17 protein-coding genes are annotated in these 13,797 nt (G+C 66.5%); 15 read left to right on the top strand and 2 right to left on the bottom strand.

Features of this window, described 5'->3' with window-relative positions:
• Positions 1-37: 37 nt before the first annotated feature.
• Genes R4P47_RS06750 through hisI form a run of 7 tightly spaced genes read left to right on the top strand, consistent with a single transcriptional unit; the run spans position 38 to position 4,752 of the window.
• Complete coding sequence (locus R4P47_RS06750; protein ID WP_317784488.1) at positions 38-1,156, top strand: MFS transporter; 1,119 nt, start codon at positions 38-40, stop codon at positions 1,154-1,156.
• Positions 1,153-1,782, top strand: coding sequence for an imidazole glycerol phosphate synthase subunit HisH (gene hisH, locus R4P47_RS06745; RefSeq protein WP_094612626.1), 630 nt, complete (start codon positions 1,153-1,155; stop codon positions 1,780-1,782). The genes R4P47_RS06750 and hisH overlap by 4 nt, the downstream gene beginning before the upstream one ends.
• Positions 1,779-1,985, top strand: coding sequence for a hypothetical protein (locus tag R4P47_RS06740; protein ID WP_094612625.1), 207 nt, complete (start codon positions 1,779-1,781; stop codon positions 1,983-1,985). Before hisH ends, R4P47_RS06740 begins: the two co-directional genes overlap by 4 nt.
• Before the next feature lie 56 nt (positions 1,986-2,041).
• Complete coding sequence (gene priA, locus R4P47_RS06735; protein ID WP_008715867.1) at positions 2,042-2,776, top strand: bifunctional 1-(5-phosphoribosyl)-5-((5-phosphoribosylamino)methylideneamino)imidazole-4-carboxamide isomerase/phosphoribosylanthranilate isomerase PriA; 735 nt, start codon at positions 2,042-2,044, stop codon at positions 2,774-2,776.
• Between the two features lie 7 nt (positions 2,777-2,783).
• Positions 2,784-3,614 carry an inositol monophosphatase family protein gene (locus R4P47_RS06730; protein WP_317784327.1) on the top strand — a complete coding sequence of 277 codons (831 nt, stop codon included), beginning with the start codon at positions 2,784-2,786 and terminating at the stop codon, positions 3,612-3,614.
• On the top strand, positions 3,611-4,384 hold the full coding sequence (gene hisF, locus R4P47_RS06725) for an imidazole glycerol phosphate synthase subunit HisF (RefSeq protein WP_317784326.1): 774 nt from the start codon (positions 3,611-3,613) through the stop codon (positions 4,382-4,384). Before R4P47_RS06730 ends, hisF begins: the two co-directional genes overlap by 4 nt.
• Before the next feature lie 14 nt (positions 4,385-4,398).
• A complete protein-coding gene (hisI, locus tag R4P47_RS06720) occupies positions 4,399-4,752 on the top strand; it encodes a phosphoribosyl-AMP cyclohydrolase (RefSeq protein ID WP_068052616.1) in 354 nt (117 codons plus the stop codon).
• Here the strand turns inward: hisI and R4P47_RS06715 are convergent.
• Both R4P47_RS06715 and R4P47_RS06710 read right to left on the bottom strand, forming a co-directional pair.
• Positions 4,743-5,249: a MarR family winged helix-turn-helix transcriptional regulator gene (locus R4P47_RS06715; RefSeq protein ID WP_068052632.1), complete on the bottom strand. Its 507-nt coding sequence runs from the start codon at positions 5,247-5,249 to the stop codon at positions 4,743-4,745. The genes hisI and R4P47_RS06715 overlap by 10 nt on opposite strands.
• 88 nt (positions 5,250-5,337) lie before the next feature.
• Entirely contained in the window at positions 5,338-5,799 is a 462-nt protein-coding gene (locus R4P47_RS06710; protein WP_317784325.1) for a peroxiredoxin, read from the bottom strand.
• Between the two features lie 121 nt (positions 5,800-5,920).
• Here R4P47_RS06710 and R4P47_RS06705 point away from each other — a divergent pair, with 121 nt between their 5' ends.
• From R4P47_RS06705 to R4P47_RS06670, 8 genes are all read left to right on the top strand, one after another.
• Positions 5,921-7,489, top strand: a complete 1,569-nt coding sequence (locus tag R4P47_RS06705; RefSeq protein WP_317784324.1) for an anthranilate synthase component I — start codon at positions 5,921-5,923, stop codon at positions 7,487-7,489.
• A complete protein-coding gene (locus R4P47_RS06700; RefSeq protein ID WP_094688506.1) occupies positions 7,486-8,151 on the top strand; it encodes a TIGR02234 family membrane protein in 666 nt (221 codons plus the stop codon). The genes R4P47_RS06705 and R4P47_RS06700 overlap by 4 nt, the downstream gene beginning before the upstream one ends.
• A 79-nt stretch (positions 8,152-8,230) precedes the next feature.
• Positions 8,231-9,040, top strand: coding sequence for an indole-3-glycerol phosphate synthase TrpC (gene trpC, locus R4P47_RS06695; protein WP_037192691.1), 810 nt, complete (start codon positions 8,231-8,233; stop codon positions 9,038-9,040).
• A gap of 135 nt (positions 9,041-9,175) precedes the next feature.
• The gene (gene trpB / locus R4P47_RS06690) at positions 9,176-10,447 is read left to right on the top strand and encodes a tryptophan synthase subunit beta (protein ID WP_317784487.1); all 1,272 of its coding nucleotides are present in this window, start codon (positions 9,176-9,178) and stop codon (positions 10,445-10,447) included.
• Positions 10,444-11,247 carry a tryptophan synthase subunit alpha gene (gene trpA, locus R4P47_RS06685; RefSeq protein WP_317784323.1) on the top strand — a complete coding sequence of 268 codons (804 nt, stop codon included), beginning with the start codon at positions 10,444-10,446 and terminating at the stop codon, positions 11,245-11,247. The genes trpB and trpA overlap by 4 nt, the downstream gene beginning before the upstream one ends.
• Positions 11,244-12,263 (top strand): prolipoprotein diacylglyceryl transferase, encoded by a 1,020-nt coding sequence (lgt, locus tag R4P47_RS06680; protein WP_317784322.1) that lies wholly within the window; start codon positions 11,244-11,246, stop codon positions 12,261-12,263. The genes trpA and lgt overlap by 4 nt, the downstream gene beginning before the upstream one ends.
• A complete protein-coding gene (locus tag R4P47_RS06675) occupies positions 12,256-13,110 on the top strand; it encodes a TM2 domain-containing protein (RefSeq protein WP_317784321.1) in 855 nt (284 codons plus the stop codon). The genes lgt and R4P47_RS06675 overlap by 8 nt, the downstream gene beginning before the upstream one ends.
• Before the next feature lie 38 nt (positions 13,111-13,148).
• Positions 13,149-13,796 (top strand): TM2 domain-containing protein, encoded by a 648-nt coding sequence (locus tag R4P47_RS06670; RefSeq protein ID WP_317784320.1) that lies wholly within the window; start codon positions 13,149-13,151, stop codon positions 13,794-13,796.
• Position 13,797: the final 1 nt, after the last annotated feature.

Below are 13,797 nucleotides of genomic sequence, written 5' to 3'. Positions count from 1 at the left end.
GAGCGGCCTGAGCTCCATCCGTGGTCTTCCGGCCGCGATGGCCATGGGTGCGGCCTCGTTCGGCGGCTGGGGATTGCTGCTCCCGGTGGTTCCCCTCGCGGTGTCCCAGTCGGGGGCATCGGACGCGGTGGCTGCGGCCAGCACCGCGATCTTCATGGCCACCACGGTGATCACGCAGCTGTTCGTGCCGAGCATGCTGATGCGAGTCGGCCACCGCGCGGTTCTGGCCGCCGGGTGTCTGCTCCTCGGGTTGCCCGCGCTGCTGTTCATCGTCTCCGTCGAGGCCGCACCGGCGCTGGCGGTGTCCGCGCTGCGGGGTACCGGGTTCGGGATGTTGACGGTCGCCGGTGCCGCCATCGTCGCCGAGCTCGCGCCGACAGCGCTGCTCGGCCGGGCCACGGGCGCGCAGGGGATCGCTGTCGCCTTGGCTCAGATGGTGACGCTGCCACTGGGTCTGGTGATTTTCGCGGCGAGTCCGACGGCCGTGTTCGTGCTCGGCGCTCTGGTGCCTGCAGCAGGCCTGATCGGCGTGGCGCTGTTGCCTCCCACCCGGCCCGCCCCGCAGCCGCCCAGGATCGAGCGAGTTCGTCTCGACGTTCGGCAGTTCCTGGTGCCGTGTCTCGTCGTGGCTTCGGTGTCCGCGGCCTACGGGGGAATCACCAGTCTGTTGCCGATCGCCGAATCGAATCGGGCCGCGATGATCGGACTGGCACTGGCCGTTGTCAGTGCCTCTATGCTCGTCGGGCGCTACGCCGCGGGGTCGGTGGCGGACCGAATCGGAATCGGGCGTTCGGTGTTTCCGGCGCTGGTGTCGGCGGCGGTCGGAATCGCTCTGTTCGCGATCGCCGCGCTCGGCGGTATGCCGGCGGCGCTGTTCTTCGTCGCAGCCGTTCTGTTCGGAATCGGGTACGGCGCATGCCAGAACGACAGTCTCGTGATGGCGTTCGACGCAGCCGGTCCCGCCCGCTACAGCAGCGCGAGCGCCGTCTGGAACATCAGCTTCGACGCGGGTACCGGGGCGGGCGCACTCGCCCTCGGTGTCCTGGCGACGAGTGTGGGTTACACCGCGGGATTCACCGCAGCCGCTGCCACGGTGGTCGTCGTCGCGGCGGTGGCGCTCGTCGCCAGACCACGCCCCGATAGACTTCCCGCATGACTTCTGTGGTGTTGCTCGATTACGGCTCGGGCAATCTGCACTCGGCGAAGCGGGCTCTCGCCCGGGTCGGTGCCGATGTGACCGTGACCTCGGACTTCGACGAGGCCCTGAATGCAGAAGCTCTGGTCGTTCCCGGTGTCGGTGCGTTCGCTGCCTGCATGGAAGGTCTGCTGGCGGTGAAGGGCGAGCGCATCATCGGTCGACGCCTGGCCGGTGGACGCCCCGTCCTGGGCATCTGTGTCGGAATGCAGATCCTCTTCGACCGCGGGGTCGAGTTCGGTGTCGAAGCGGACGGGTGCGGGGAGTGGCCGGGCACGGTCGAGCGTTTGCAGGCCGAGGTGCTGCCCCACATGGGGTGGAACACCGTCGAAGCACCGGAGAAGAGCGTGCTCTTCGACGGCATCGATCCCGAGACCCGGTTCTACTTCGTCCACTCCTACGCCGCGCAGCAGTGGGAGCTCGAACCCAGCGACACCATCGCGGCCCCGTTGCTCACCTGGGCCGATCACGGCGGCCGGTTCCTCGCCGCTGTCGAGAACGGCGCGCTCTCGGCCACCCAGTTCCACCCCGAGAAGTCCGGTGACGCCGGGGCCGCGCTGCTGGAGAACTGGGTCCGATCGGTGTGACCGACCGCGAGTTCTCACTCGGACGCTTGGCCTTTCGAGCCCTCGGTGCGGCTGTCGCCGTGCTGGCCCTCGCGACGGCACTGATCGCCGTGCTGCAGCCGAGTGCCGGGGTGGGCTTGGTCATCGCGCTGGCCGGTGTGGTCGGCGCGATCGCGGCGATGGGTGTGGTGTCCACCCGCATGACGCGCAAGGAACTCCGGTAGGACCACAGGCGACCCGTTTTGAGTTCACGCCCGCTCGGCCCGTAGCATAACCGCACGTGAGCCTGGTCTTATTGCCTGCTGTCGATGTCGCAGGCGGCGAAGCTGTCCGTCTCGTTCAAGGAGAAGCAGGAAGCGAAACGAAGTACGGGTCGCCTCGCGATGCCGCACTCGCGTGGCAGAACGACGGTGCCGAGTGGGTCCATCTCGTGGATCTCGACGCTGCGTTCGGACGCGGCTCCAACCGCGAGCTGCTGGCGTCCGTCGTCGGCGAGCTCGACGTCAAGGTGGAGCTGTCGGGCGGAATTCGGGACGACGAGTCGCTGCGCGCGGCGCTGGCGACCGGTTGCGCACGAGTCAATCTCGGCACCGCAGCTCTCGAGGACCCGCAGTGGTGCTCCCGCGCGATCGGCGAGTTCGGCGATCGCGTCGCCGTCGGTCTGGACGTGCTGATCGTCGACGGAGCACCGCGGTTGCGCGGTCGCGGCTGGGTGAGCGACGGCGGCGACCTGTGGGAGGTTCTCGAGCGGCTCGAGCGCGACGGGTGCTCGCGCTACGTCGTCACCGACGTCACCAAGGACGGCACGTTGACCGGGCCCAACCTGGAACTGCTCGCCGACGTGTGCGCCAAGACCGACAAGCCGGTCATCGCATCGGGCGGCGTGTCCACGATTGCAGACCTGGAAGCTATCGCCGGACTGGTCGACCGCGGTGTGGAGGGTTCCATCGTCGGAAAGGCCCTGTACGCCGGACGTTTCACACTCCCGGACGCCCTCGCTGCGGTGTCTCGGTAACCCAGGAATGACCCTTCCCGAGGAACCGACCCGCCTGCTCGAGATCGCCGGTGGTCTGCTCGACGGCATCCACGATCGGTTCGTCGCCGGTGTCGGCGCACCGAGCGCCGTGCAGAAGGGCCCCGACGACTTCGCCACGGCGGTGGACCTGGAACTCGAGCGGCGGCTCACCGCGGAACTGAACGAGGCCACCGGAATCGCCGTTCACGGTGAGGAGTTCGGCGGACCGGACCTGAACTCGGGACTCGTCTGGGTGTTGGACCCGATCGACGGCACCTTCAACTACTCGTCGGGATTGCCCTCGGCCGGAACGTTGTTGGCGTTGCTCGACGATGGCGAACCGGTCCTCGGGCTGACCTGGCTGCCGCTGGTGGATCAGCGTTTCGCCGCTGTGGCAGGCGGCCCACTGTTGCTCAACGGTGTCGCCCTTCCGGCGTTGGAGCCGAAATCGTTGCGCGAGTCCATGATCGGGTTCGGCGCGTTCAACGTCGCAAGCCGCGGATCGCTGCCTGGTCGGTTCCGATTCCGCATTCTCGAGGAGTTGTCGATGCATTCCTCGCGGCTGCGGATGCACGGTGCCACCGGGGTGGATCTGGCCTACACGGCCAGCGGAGTACTCGGCGGAGCAGTCGTCTTCGGTCACCGTGCCTGGGACAACGCGGCCGGTGCGCTGCTGGTACGCGCAGCAGGCGGAATCGTCACCGACCTCGCGGGTGAACCCTGGACCGTCGACTCTGCATCGGTCCTGGCAGCCGGACCGGGCGTGCACGAAGAATTGCTGAAGGTGATCACCGAACTCGGTGATCCCGTCGACTATCTGGAAGGACCGGTGCGATGAGCGTCGCGGTCAGAGTGATTCCGTGCCTCGACGTCGACGCCGGACGCGTCGTCAAGGGAGTCAACTTCGAAAACCTCCGCGACGCAGGCGATCCCGTGGAGCTCGCGGCCGCCTACGATGCGCAGGGAGCCGACGAACTGACCTTCCTCGACGTCACCGCGTCGACCTCGGACAGGGGCACGATGCTCGACGTCGTCAGCCGCACCGCCGAGCAGGTCTTCATCCCGCTCACCGTCGGCGGGGGAGTGCGCACCGTCGCCGATGTGGATCGGCTGTTGCGAGCCGGTGCGGACAAGGTCAGCGTCAACACCGCTGCGATCGCCCGACCGGAGTTGCTGCGCGAGCTCAGCGAACGGTTCGGCTCACAGTGCATCGTGCTCTCGGTCGACGCCCGAACCGACCCTCAGGGGCAGCAGGACACCCCGTCGGGCTGGGAGGTCACCACACACGGCGGTAAACGCGGCACCGGCATCGACGCCGTCGAATGGGCAGTGCGCGGTGCAGAACTGGGCGTCGGGGAGATCCTGCTCAATTCGATGGACGCCGACGGAACGAAGGCCGGATTCGATCTACCGATGATCGCCGCCGTTCGGTCTGCGGTGCATGTGCCGGTGATCGCCAGCGGTGGAGCCGGTAGTGTCGAGCACTTCTCGCCGGCTGTGCACGCCGGAGCGGACGCCGTTCTTGCCGCGAGTGTCTTCCACTTCGGCGATCTCACCATCGGCCAGGTCAAGGATGCGATGCGCGCCGAGCACATCGTCGTTCGATAGCGAAGAGGATTCCGATGACACTCGACCCGACGCTGTCCGCGCGGCTCAAGCGCAACGAGGCCGGGCTGTTCAGCGCCGTGGTGCAGGAAAGATCCACCGGTCAGGTACTCATGGTTGCGTGGATGGACGACGAGGCACTCGCTCGAACCCTCGACACCCGTAAGGGCACTTACTACTCACGGTCCAGGCAGCAGTACTGGGTCAAGGGCGAGACGTCGGGTCACACGCAGTACGTGCACGAGGTTCGACTCGACTGCGACGGTGACACCGTGCTTCTGGTCGTCGATCAGGTCGGCGCGGCGTGCCACACCGGCACACATACCTGCTTCGACGCCGACGTCCTGTTGGGCCCCGACACTCAGGCGTGACCGGTCCCCGCTGCTATTCCCTTGTCCAACTGCGCCAGCAGAGTCGAACTCAGGGTCCCGAGCTGCTCGACCTCCGCGTCGGACAGACCCTCGAACACCAGCGACTGCACCGTGCCGACGTGCCCGGGTGCCGATTCCACGACTTTGGCCATACCTGCGTCGGTCAGCACCGCATAGGATCCCCGGCTGCCCGGGATGCTCTCGCGCTCGACCCACCCGGCCTTCTCGAGCTTCGTCACCACGTGTGAGAGGCGCGAGAGCGACGCATTCGCGTATTCGGCCAAGTCGCGGAGTTGGATCCGCCGCTGGGGATTCTCGCTGACCGTCGCGAGGACGAAGTAGTCGAAGTGGGTCAGCTGCGAATCGCGCTGCAGCTGAGCGTCCAACGCTGCCGGCAACCGAGTGACCAGCGCGACGAGTGATCGCCAGGCCTCCTGTTGACTCTCGGTGAGCCAACGGGGATCCACCGTGTGTTGCGGTGTCGCCGACGTATTCATCGCGGGGAACCTCTCGATCGAGTTGGTTGTCGCCTGCACATGATGCCTCGAGGTTCCCCCCACCCGAGGCATCGCGTCGGACAGTGCTCTAGCTGCGATGTGCCCGGAGGTACTCCAGAGCCTTGTCCGCATGGGCTTCGAACCGTACTTCGCTCGAGAAGGTCTCGAGTACCTTCCGGTCGGTGCCGATCACGAACGTCGCGCGTTTGACCGGGGAGAGCTTTGCCAGCAGACCGCGCTTGACGCCGAATGCGGTGGCGACACTGCCGTCCTCGTCGGAGAGCAGCGGGTAGTCGAAGGACTTGGCGGCGGCGAACTCTGCCTGCTTGGCGACGGCATCGGCGCTGATGCCGACGCGGGTTGCTCCGACCTCGGCGAACTCCGATGCCAAGTCCCGGAAGTGGCACGCCTCGGCGGTGCAACCGGGAGTGAAGGCCGCGGGGTAGAAGAACAGCACGATCGGACCGTTCGCCAGCAATTCGGTCAGTGTTCGGGTCTCTCCGGTCTGGTCCGGCAGGGAAAAATCGGGAACGAGCTCGCCTGGTTTCATGCTCGGCAGGTTACCGCGAGCGACGCCCCTGCTGCCGGAGCGGAGCCTGCGGAGTGACCCGTTGGGTCCGGAGCGGAGCCTGCGGAGTGACCCGTTGTGCCGCACCTGGGAGGATGGAGTGATGCACGGCGAGACGACCACCGACCCCAGCCCCACTCCCGATACCGAGAACTCGGACTCGACCACCTCACGTGAGGTGTTCCGGCATCTCGCCGCAGAGCACCGCGTGGTGCCCGTGACGCGAAAGGTGCTCGCCGACTCCGAGACTCCACTGTCTGCATACCGCAAGCTCGGTGCCGACCGGCCCGGAACCTTCTTGCTCGAATCCGCGCAGAACGGCAGCTCGTGGTCCAGGTGGTCGTTCATCGGTGCAGGCGCTCCGGCGTCGCTCACGGTCATCGACGGGGAGGCCGCGTGGCGCGGCAACGTCCCCGCGGGCGTGCCGAGCGGCGGTGATCCTCTCGAAGTGCTGGCGCGGACATTGGAGCTGTTGCACTCGGAGCGGCTGCCCGGTCTACCTCCGTTGACCGGCGGCATGGTGGGTTACCTCGGATACGACTCGGTGCGGCGCATCGAAAAACTGCCCGAGCACGCGCAGGACGACCTCGGTGTCCCGGAGATGGTCATGCTGCTCGCCACCGATCTCGCGGCCGTCGACCACCACGAGGGAGCGATCACCCTGATCGCGAACGCGGTGAACTGGAACGGCACCGACGAGCACGTCGACGAGGCGTACGACGACGCCGTGCGTCGCCTCGATCGCATGTGTGCGGACCTGTCGAAGCCCGCGGCCTCCACCGTCTCCACCATCTCCAGGCCCGCGCCGCAGTTCCGGCGTCAGCGCACGTCCGAGGGCTTCGGTGCCGACGTCGCTCGCCTGGTCGAGGAGATCGAAGCAGGAGAGGCGTTCCAGGTTGTGCTCTCGCAGCGTTTCGAGATGGACACCGACGCGTCACCCCTCGACGTCTACCGAATGTTGCGGGCCTCCAATCCCAGCCCGTACATGTATCTGATGCACGTACCGGGCGAGAACGACGAGACGGCGTTCTCCATCGTCGGATCGAGCCCCGAGGCATTGGTGACGGTGGTCGACGGTCTGGCCACCACACATCCGATCGCGGGTACGCGGTGGCGCGGCACGTCCGAGGAAGAGGACGTGCTGCTCGAGAAGGATCTGCTCGCCGACGAGAAGGAGAACGCCGAGCACCTGATGCTCGTCGATCTGGGCCGTAACGATCTCGGACGCGTCTGCGCTCCCGGCACCGTTCGCGTGAGCGACTACCGCCACATCGAGCGATACAGCCACGTCATGCATCTGGTGTCGACGGTCACCGGACGGTTGTCCGAGGGCAAGCGCGCCCTCGACGCGGTCAAGGCCTGCTTCCCGGCAGGCACCCTCTCCGGGGCCCCGAAAGTGCGCGCGATGGAACTGATCGACGAGCTGGAGCCGACGCGACGCGGTATCTACGGCGGCATCGTGGGTTACCTCGATTTCGCGGGGGACGCCGACACGGCCATTTCGATTCGGACCGCTCTGATCAAGGACGGCACCGCCTACGTTCAGGCCGGGGCAGGCGTCGTGGCCGACTCGGTTGCGGAGTACGAGGACGACGAGGCACGGAACAAGGCGATGGCGGTGCTGGGAGCCGTCGCGGCAGCGGAATCGCTCCGTGAGGTCGGCGGCCGATGACCGAGCGATCCGGTCGCCGCGGGTCGGCCGCTCTTCCCGTCGCGCTTCTGGTCGTTGCAGCGGCGTGCCTGTGGGGCGCGTCGAGAATGACCTGGGTTCGGGTGACGTCGTTCGACGGCCTCGGTGAGAGCCGGACCGACGAGCTGCTCGGCAGCACCTGGGCTGCTGCCACGACGCCGCTCGCGCTCGTGCTGGTGGCAGCGATCGCAGCGTCGTTCGCCGTGCGAGGGTGGGCCTCTCGGGTGCTGGCCCTGTTGATCGCCGTCGTAGCCGTGGCGGCCGCGATTCCGGCAGTTCGACTGCTCACTGCCGGGGCTTCGGATTCCGAATCCGCGGCGCTGGCTGAGCTTCCTGCACGCGCCCAGGTCTCGATGACGGACGTCTCGATTCTGCCGGCGATCGTCACCCTCGTAGGTGCAGTCTGCGCCTTCGCTGCTGCTGTGGTGTCGATTCGGAAAACGTTTGCCCCGCAGGTACTCTCGTCCAAGTACGACGCCCCGGCGGTGCGTCGCGACGAGGTCGCTCGGCGCGCGCGCACCACGGCATCCGGTGCCGGCGCGGAGGACGAGGGAGAGGACCTCACCGAACGCATGATGTGGGACGCGCTCGACGCAGGCGAAGACCCTACCGACGAGTCCGGTACCCGGCGTTCGTCGGATTGAAACGGACCTCTACGCTAGGTCCGACCCCGATGAGATTCCTCACATCGGACGTCGACGCTCAGAAAGGACTGGGGGCACCATGACTGTTCTCGACTCGATTCTCGACGGTGTGCGAGCCGACGTGGCCGCGCGTGAATCGGTGGTCGATTTCGCCGCCGTGAAAGCAGCAGCGAAAGCAGCCCCGGCCCCCCTCGACGCGGCAGCTGCCCTCCGTGAGGACGGCATCGGCGTCATCGCCGAAGTGAAGCGGGCGAGCCCGTCCAAGGGCGCGTTGGCAGACATCGGTGATCCGGCTGTTCTCGCTCGCGCATACGAGCAGGGCGGCGCTCGCATCATCAGCGTTCTCACCGAGGAGCGTCGGTTCCACGGTTCACTCGCGGACCTCGACGCGGTCCGTGCCGCCGTCTCGATTCCCGTGCTGCGCAAGGATTTCATCGTCGGTCCGTACCAGATCCACGAGGCTCGTGCCCACGGTGCCGATGTCATCCTGCTGATCGTCGCGGCACTGGAACAGGATGCGTTGACCTCGTTGCTCGACCGCACCGAGTCGCTGGGTATGACTGCGCTCGTCGAGGTGCACACCGAGGCCGAAGCGGATCGCGCCCTCGAAGCCGGTGCCAGCGTCATCGGTATCAACGCCCGCAATCTGAAGACGCTCGAGATCGACCGTGACAGCTTCGGCCGTATCGCGCCCGGGTTGCCCAGCGAGATCATCCGTATCGCGGAGTCCGGGGTGCGGGGCACTGCAGATCTGCTCGCCTACGCCGGTGCCGGTGCCGACGCGGTACTCGTCGGCGAAGGCTTGGTCACGGCAGGGGATCCACGCACGGCCGTCTCGGACCTGGTGACGGCGGGAACACATCCGTCGTGCCCCAAGCCCGCACGCTGACCCGAACGCGACCGACCCGGCACCCGACCCGAGCGCGGCTGCGGTCCGCCGTTGGGGCACACTGGACCGGTGAGCACCAGCAATTCTTCTTCCACCACGGACGCCCCGCAGGCAGTCCGTTTCAAGGGCGCTGATCTGCCGCAGAGCAGCATCGGCCTCACCGATCGCAGCGCGCACGAGCCCGATGTGGGTGGCCACTTCGGCGTCTACGGCGGCAGATTCGTGCCCGAGGCTCTGATGGGTGTGATCGAGGAAGTCACCGCCGAGTACGAGAAGGTGCGCAGCGACAACGAGTTCCTCGCTGAACTCGACCGACTGCAGCGCGACTACACCGGTCGCCCGTCACCGGTCTTCGAGGCGACACGGCTGTCCGAGCACGCAGGCGGCGCTCGTATTCTGCTCAAGCGAGAAGACCTCAACCACACCGGTTCTCACAAGATCAACAACGTTCTCGGCCAGGTTTTGCTCGCCAAGCGGATGGGCAAGACTCGTGTCATCGCGGAGACAGGTGCCGGTCAACACGGCGTCGCGACCGCCACGGCCTGTGCGCTGATGGGTCTCGACTGCGTCGTCTACATGGGCGAGGTCGACACCGAGCGCCAGGCCCTCAACGTCGCACGAATGCGTTTGCTCGGGTCGGAAGTCGTCGCAGTGAAGTCCGGTTCACGCACTCTCAAGGACGCGATCAACGAGGCGCTGCGCGACTGGGTCACCCACGCGGACAACACGTATTACTGCTTCGGCACTGTCGCCGGGCCGCACCCGTTCCCGGTCATGGTGCGCGACTTCCAACGCATCATCGGCCTCGAAGCGCGGCAGCAGGTGCTCGCGTCCACGGGCAGGCTGCCCGACGCCATCGCTGCCTGCGTCGGAGGTGGCTCCAACGCGATCGGCATCTTCCATGCCTTCATCGACGACGCCGACGTTCGACTGATCGGTTTCGAGGCGGCAGGTGACGGCGTCGAGACGGGTCGCCACGCCGCGACCATCAGCGGTGGAACCCCGGGAGCGCTGCACGGTGCGTACTCGTATCTGCTGCAGGACGAGGACGGTCAGACGGTCGATTCCCACTCCATCTCGGCGGGGTTGGACTACCCGGGCGTGGGTCCGGAGCATTCGTACCTGCACGACATCGGGCGCGCCGAGTACCGCGGCATCACCGATACCGAAGCCATGAACGCCTTCAAGCTGCTGTGCCGCACCGAGGGCATCATTCCGGCGATCGAGTCCTCGCATGCCATCGCCGGCGCTTTGACCCTCGGCAAGGAGCTGGGCGAAGGTGCGATCATCCTCGTCAACCTGTCCGGGCGTGGCGACAAGGACGTCGACACCGCGGCCGAATGGTTCGGGCTGATCGACGGAGACGGCGAAGCGAACGTGGACGACGAAGTGGGTATCAAGCCATGAGCAACAACGACTCTCGCCTCTCCGGGACCTTCGCGCAGTGCCGCGCCGAAGGGCGCGCAGCACTCGTCGGATACCTACCCGCGGGTTTTCCGACCGTGCCGCGCTCGGTCGAGGTGTTCAAGACGATGGTCGACTCTGGATGCGACCTCGTCGAGGTCGGTATTCCGTATTCCGATCCCGTGATGGACGGCCCCACGATTCAGGCCGCAGCCGACGTTGCGCTGCGAGCCGGTGCTCGGGTCAAGGACGTGTTCGCAGTGACCGAGCAGGTCTCTGCCGCGGGCGGAAAAGCGGTCGTCATGACCTACTGGAACCTGGTGCTCAAGTACGGCATCGAGAACTTCGCGCGGGATCTCGCAGGCGCGGGTGGGCTCGGAATCATCACTCCGGATCTCATTCCCGACGAGGCGCAGGAATGGATCGAGGTCTCGAACCGCTACGAACTCGACCGAATCTTCCTCGTCGCGCCGTCGTCGACCGAGGAGCGGCTCGTCAGCACCGTCGAAGCCAGTAGCGGCTTCGTCTACGCGGCCTCGACGATGGGCGTCACCGGAGCCCGCGACGCGGTGTCCTCGATGGCCCCCGCGCTCTCGGCGCGCATTCGTGAGCACTCCGACATCCCGATCGGTGTCGGCCTCGGTGTCCGTTCCGGTGCGCAGGCTGCCGAGATCGCCCGTTATGCCGACGCCGTGATCGTCGGTTCGGCATTGGTCAGTGCCGTGGACAAGGGACTCGACGCCGTGCGTGACCTGACGACGGAACTCGCCGAGGGTGTCCGTTCCGCTAACGTAGCGTCGTGACTTCGACCGCGATCCTGGCCTACATTCCCAGTCCGCCGCAGGGGGTGTGGCACGTCGGACCGTTGGCTCTGCGGGCCTACGCCCTGTTCATCATCATCGGCATCGTCGTTTCCGTGGTGTGGGGTGATCGGCGCTGGGTGGCCCGAGGCGGAACCAAGGGCACAGTCCTCGACGTCGCAGTCTGGGCCGTCCCGTTCGGGTTGCTGGGCGGGCGTCTGTACCACGTCGCAACCGACTGGAAGACCTACTTCGGTCCCGGCGGAAACCCGATCGAAGCGTTGTACGTCTGGAACGGCGGATTGGGAATCTGGGGAGCGGTGTTCCTCGGCGGCGTCGGTGCCTGGATCGCCTGCCGTCGACGCGGAATTCCGTTGCCGGCATTCGGTGACGCTGTCGGCCCACCGATTCTTCTCGCCCAGGCGATCGGTCGCATCGGTAACTACTTCAACCAGGAACTGTACGGCCGTGCCACCACTCAGCCGTGGGGTCTGGAGATCTACGAGCGGGTCGACGCCAACGGACGGCTCGATCCACTCAACGGAGTCTCGACCGGTTTCGTGGAAAAAGTGGTGCATCCGACGTTCCTGTACGAGCTGTTGTGGAGCGTCGCGGTCGTAGTCCTTCTGGTTCTCGTGGACCGCAAGTACGCGATCGGCCACGGTCGACTGTTCGCGCTGTACGTTGCCGGATACTGCGCGGGGCGGTTCTGGGTGGAGCTCATGCGCGATGACTTCGCCACGACGATCGCCGGTATCCGCATCAACACCTTCACCTCCGCCATCATCTTCGTTCTGGCGGTCGCGTACTTCGTGATCGCCACCAAGGGCCGAGAAGAACCGGCGACGCTGAGGTCGAACGACGACGAGGATCGCGAGGTCTCCGAGGTCACCTCGTCGGATGCGACAGGCTCGCGCCCGACGCCGGTCGACGACAACACGGACGCGGGCACCGCCGACGTGCAGCCCGCTCGGACGTCCGACAAGAAAGCCGAGGAAGAAGGCAGTACGCGTGGTTGATTTCGACAAGACCCCTGGACCCGAGCCCGAGCCGGGTTCCGGCACTGCCGATTCCAGCGACAACGCGACCGAGCCGACCGCATCGTTCGGCACGCCGTTCGACTACGACGCCACTGCCGAAGCGTCGCTCTCGGAGCCTCCTGGAACCTCGGAGTCCGCGCCCTCGCACGGTCCGACCGGCCCCACGGGTCCGGGGTGGGACACGTACTCGGGTATCGGAAACGGGCCGGGTTGGTCCAGCACGCCGAGCTACCCGGCACCGAGTCCGGACGGCAGTACCGATAATCCGCTGGGTGGATTTCCGCCACCCCCCGGTTACCCGCAGCAGGGTTACGGCCAGCAGAGTTATCCGCAACAGGGGTATCCGCAACAGGGGTACGGCCAGCCACAGAATTTCGGTCAGCAGGGTTACCCACAGCCGGGTTATCAACAGCAGGGCTACCCACAGCAGGGGTACGGCCAGCAGGGTTTCCCGCAACAGAGCTACGGTCAGCAGGGCTATGGCGTACCCCCTGGCTACCAGGGCGGACCCGGGTTCGGTGTAGGCCCCGATGCGCCGTACGGGCGTGATCCGATGACCGGCGAGCCGCTGTCGGACAAGTCCAAGATCGTCGGCGGCCTGTTGCAGATATTTCTCGGCTGGTTGGGTGTCGGTCGCTTCTATCTCGGCAGTATCGGGATCGGTGTCGCCCAGCTGCTCCTGTTCTTCTTTGGGGTGCTGCTCACCGCAGTGTTCGGCCTCGGACTGATCGTGTTGTTCGGGCTGTTCGTCTGGCACCTCGTCGACGGCGTGCTGATACTGGTGGGCAATGTGACGGACCCTCAGGGGCGAAAACTGAGAGACTGAACCCTTGTTCGCACCGCATCCGCACAAGGGAGCCCGAAGTGAGTGACTCAGGTAAATGGCCGTCCAACGGTTCGCCGGAAGACGGATCCGGTTCGACGGAGCCGACGATCTCGTTCGAGAAGAACGCCCCTACAGGATCGGGTCCCGTCTACGGCGCACCCGACCCCAAGTACACGACCCCGAACCACGGCACCCCGAACACCCCTGGTGCCGGTGCCGGTGATCAGGGTCAGCAGTTCGGACCTCCGCCCGGCACCGGTTACCCACCGCCGTCCGAGGGTTCCGGCCAGTACGGTGCGCCGCCGCACTATGCGGACGGTCAGTACGGCGCTCCCCAGTACGGCGGTCCTCAGTACGGCGCTCCCCAATACGGCGCTCCCCAATACGGTGGTCCCCAGTACGCGGGCGGGCCCGGATACATGGACCCGATGGCTCCGTACGGTCGGCACCCGGTCACCGGTGAGCCGTTCTCGGACAAGCAGAAGCTGACGGCAGGTCTGCTCGGCATCCTGTTGGGCGCGTTCGGAGCAGGTCGCTTCTATCTCAACCAGCCGGGCATCGCGGTGGCGCAGATAGCCGTCACGTGGCTCACCTGCGGTATCGGCGGAATCTGGCCGTTGATCGACGGCATCTTGATGCTCACCGGCAGCGTGCGTGATCAGCACGGTCGACCGTTGCGCGACTGAC

This window comes from Rhodococcus sp. IEGM 1370 (genome assembly GCF_033142325.1).
GTDB lineage: Bacteria > Actinomycetota > Actinomycetes > Mycobacteriales > Mycobacteriaceae > Rhodococcoides.
The sequence above is the reverse complement of the archived record's forward strand: the minus strand, read 5'-3'. Positions and strand labels throughout refer to the sequence as shown.

What these genes read in the sequence shown, in the direction of transcription:
- R4P47_RS06715 (WP_068052632.1), bottom strand. Translation starts at nt 5,249, where the DNA reads ATGAATACGTCGGCGACACCGCAACACACGGTGGATCCCCGTTGGCTC.
- hisI (WP_068052616.1), top strand. Translation starts at nt 4,399, where the DNA reads ATGACACTCGACCCGACGCTGTCCGCGCGGCTCAAGCGCAACGAGGCC.
- R4P47_RS06730 (WP_317784327.1), top strand. Translation starts at nt 2,784, where the DNA reads ATGACCCTTCCCGAGGAACCGACCCGCCTGCTCGAGATCGCCGGTGGT.
- R4P47_RS06705 (WP_317784324.1), top strand. Translation starts at nt 5,921, where the DNA reads ATGCACGGCGAGACGACCACCGACCCCAGCCCCACTCCCGATACCGAG.
- R4P47_RS06700 (WP_094688506.1), top strand. Translation starts at nt 7,486, where the DNA reads ATGACCGAGCGATCCGGTCGCCGCGGGTCGGCCGCTCTTCCCGTCGCG.
- trpC (WP_037192691.1), top strand. Translation starts at nt 8,231, where the DNA reads ATGACTGTTCTCGACTCGATTCTCGACGGTGTGCGAGCCGACGTGGCC.
- R4P47_RS06750 (WP_317784488.1), top strand. Translation starts at nt 38, where the DNA reads ATGGCCATGGGTGCGGCCTCGTTCGGCGGCTGGGGATTGCTGCTCCCG.
- hisH (WP_094612626.1), top strand. Translation starts at nt 1,153, where the DNA reads ATGACTTCTGTGGTGTTGCTCGATTACGGCTCGGGCAATCTGCACTCG.
- hisF (WP_317784326.1), top strand. Translation starts at nt 3,611, where the DNA reads ATGAGCGTCGCGGTCAGAGTGATTCCGTGCCTCGACGTCGACGCCGGA.
- R4P47_RS06710 (WP_317784325.1), bottom strand. Translation starts at nt 5,799, where the DNA reads ATGAAACCAGGCGAGCTCGTTCCCGATTTTTCCCTGCCGGACCAGACC.
- trpA (WP_317784323.1), top strand. Translation starts at nt 10,444, where the DNA reads ATGAGCAACAACGACTCTCGCCTCTCCGGGACCTTCGCGCAGTGCCGC.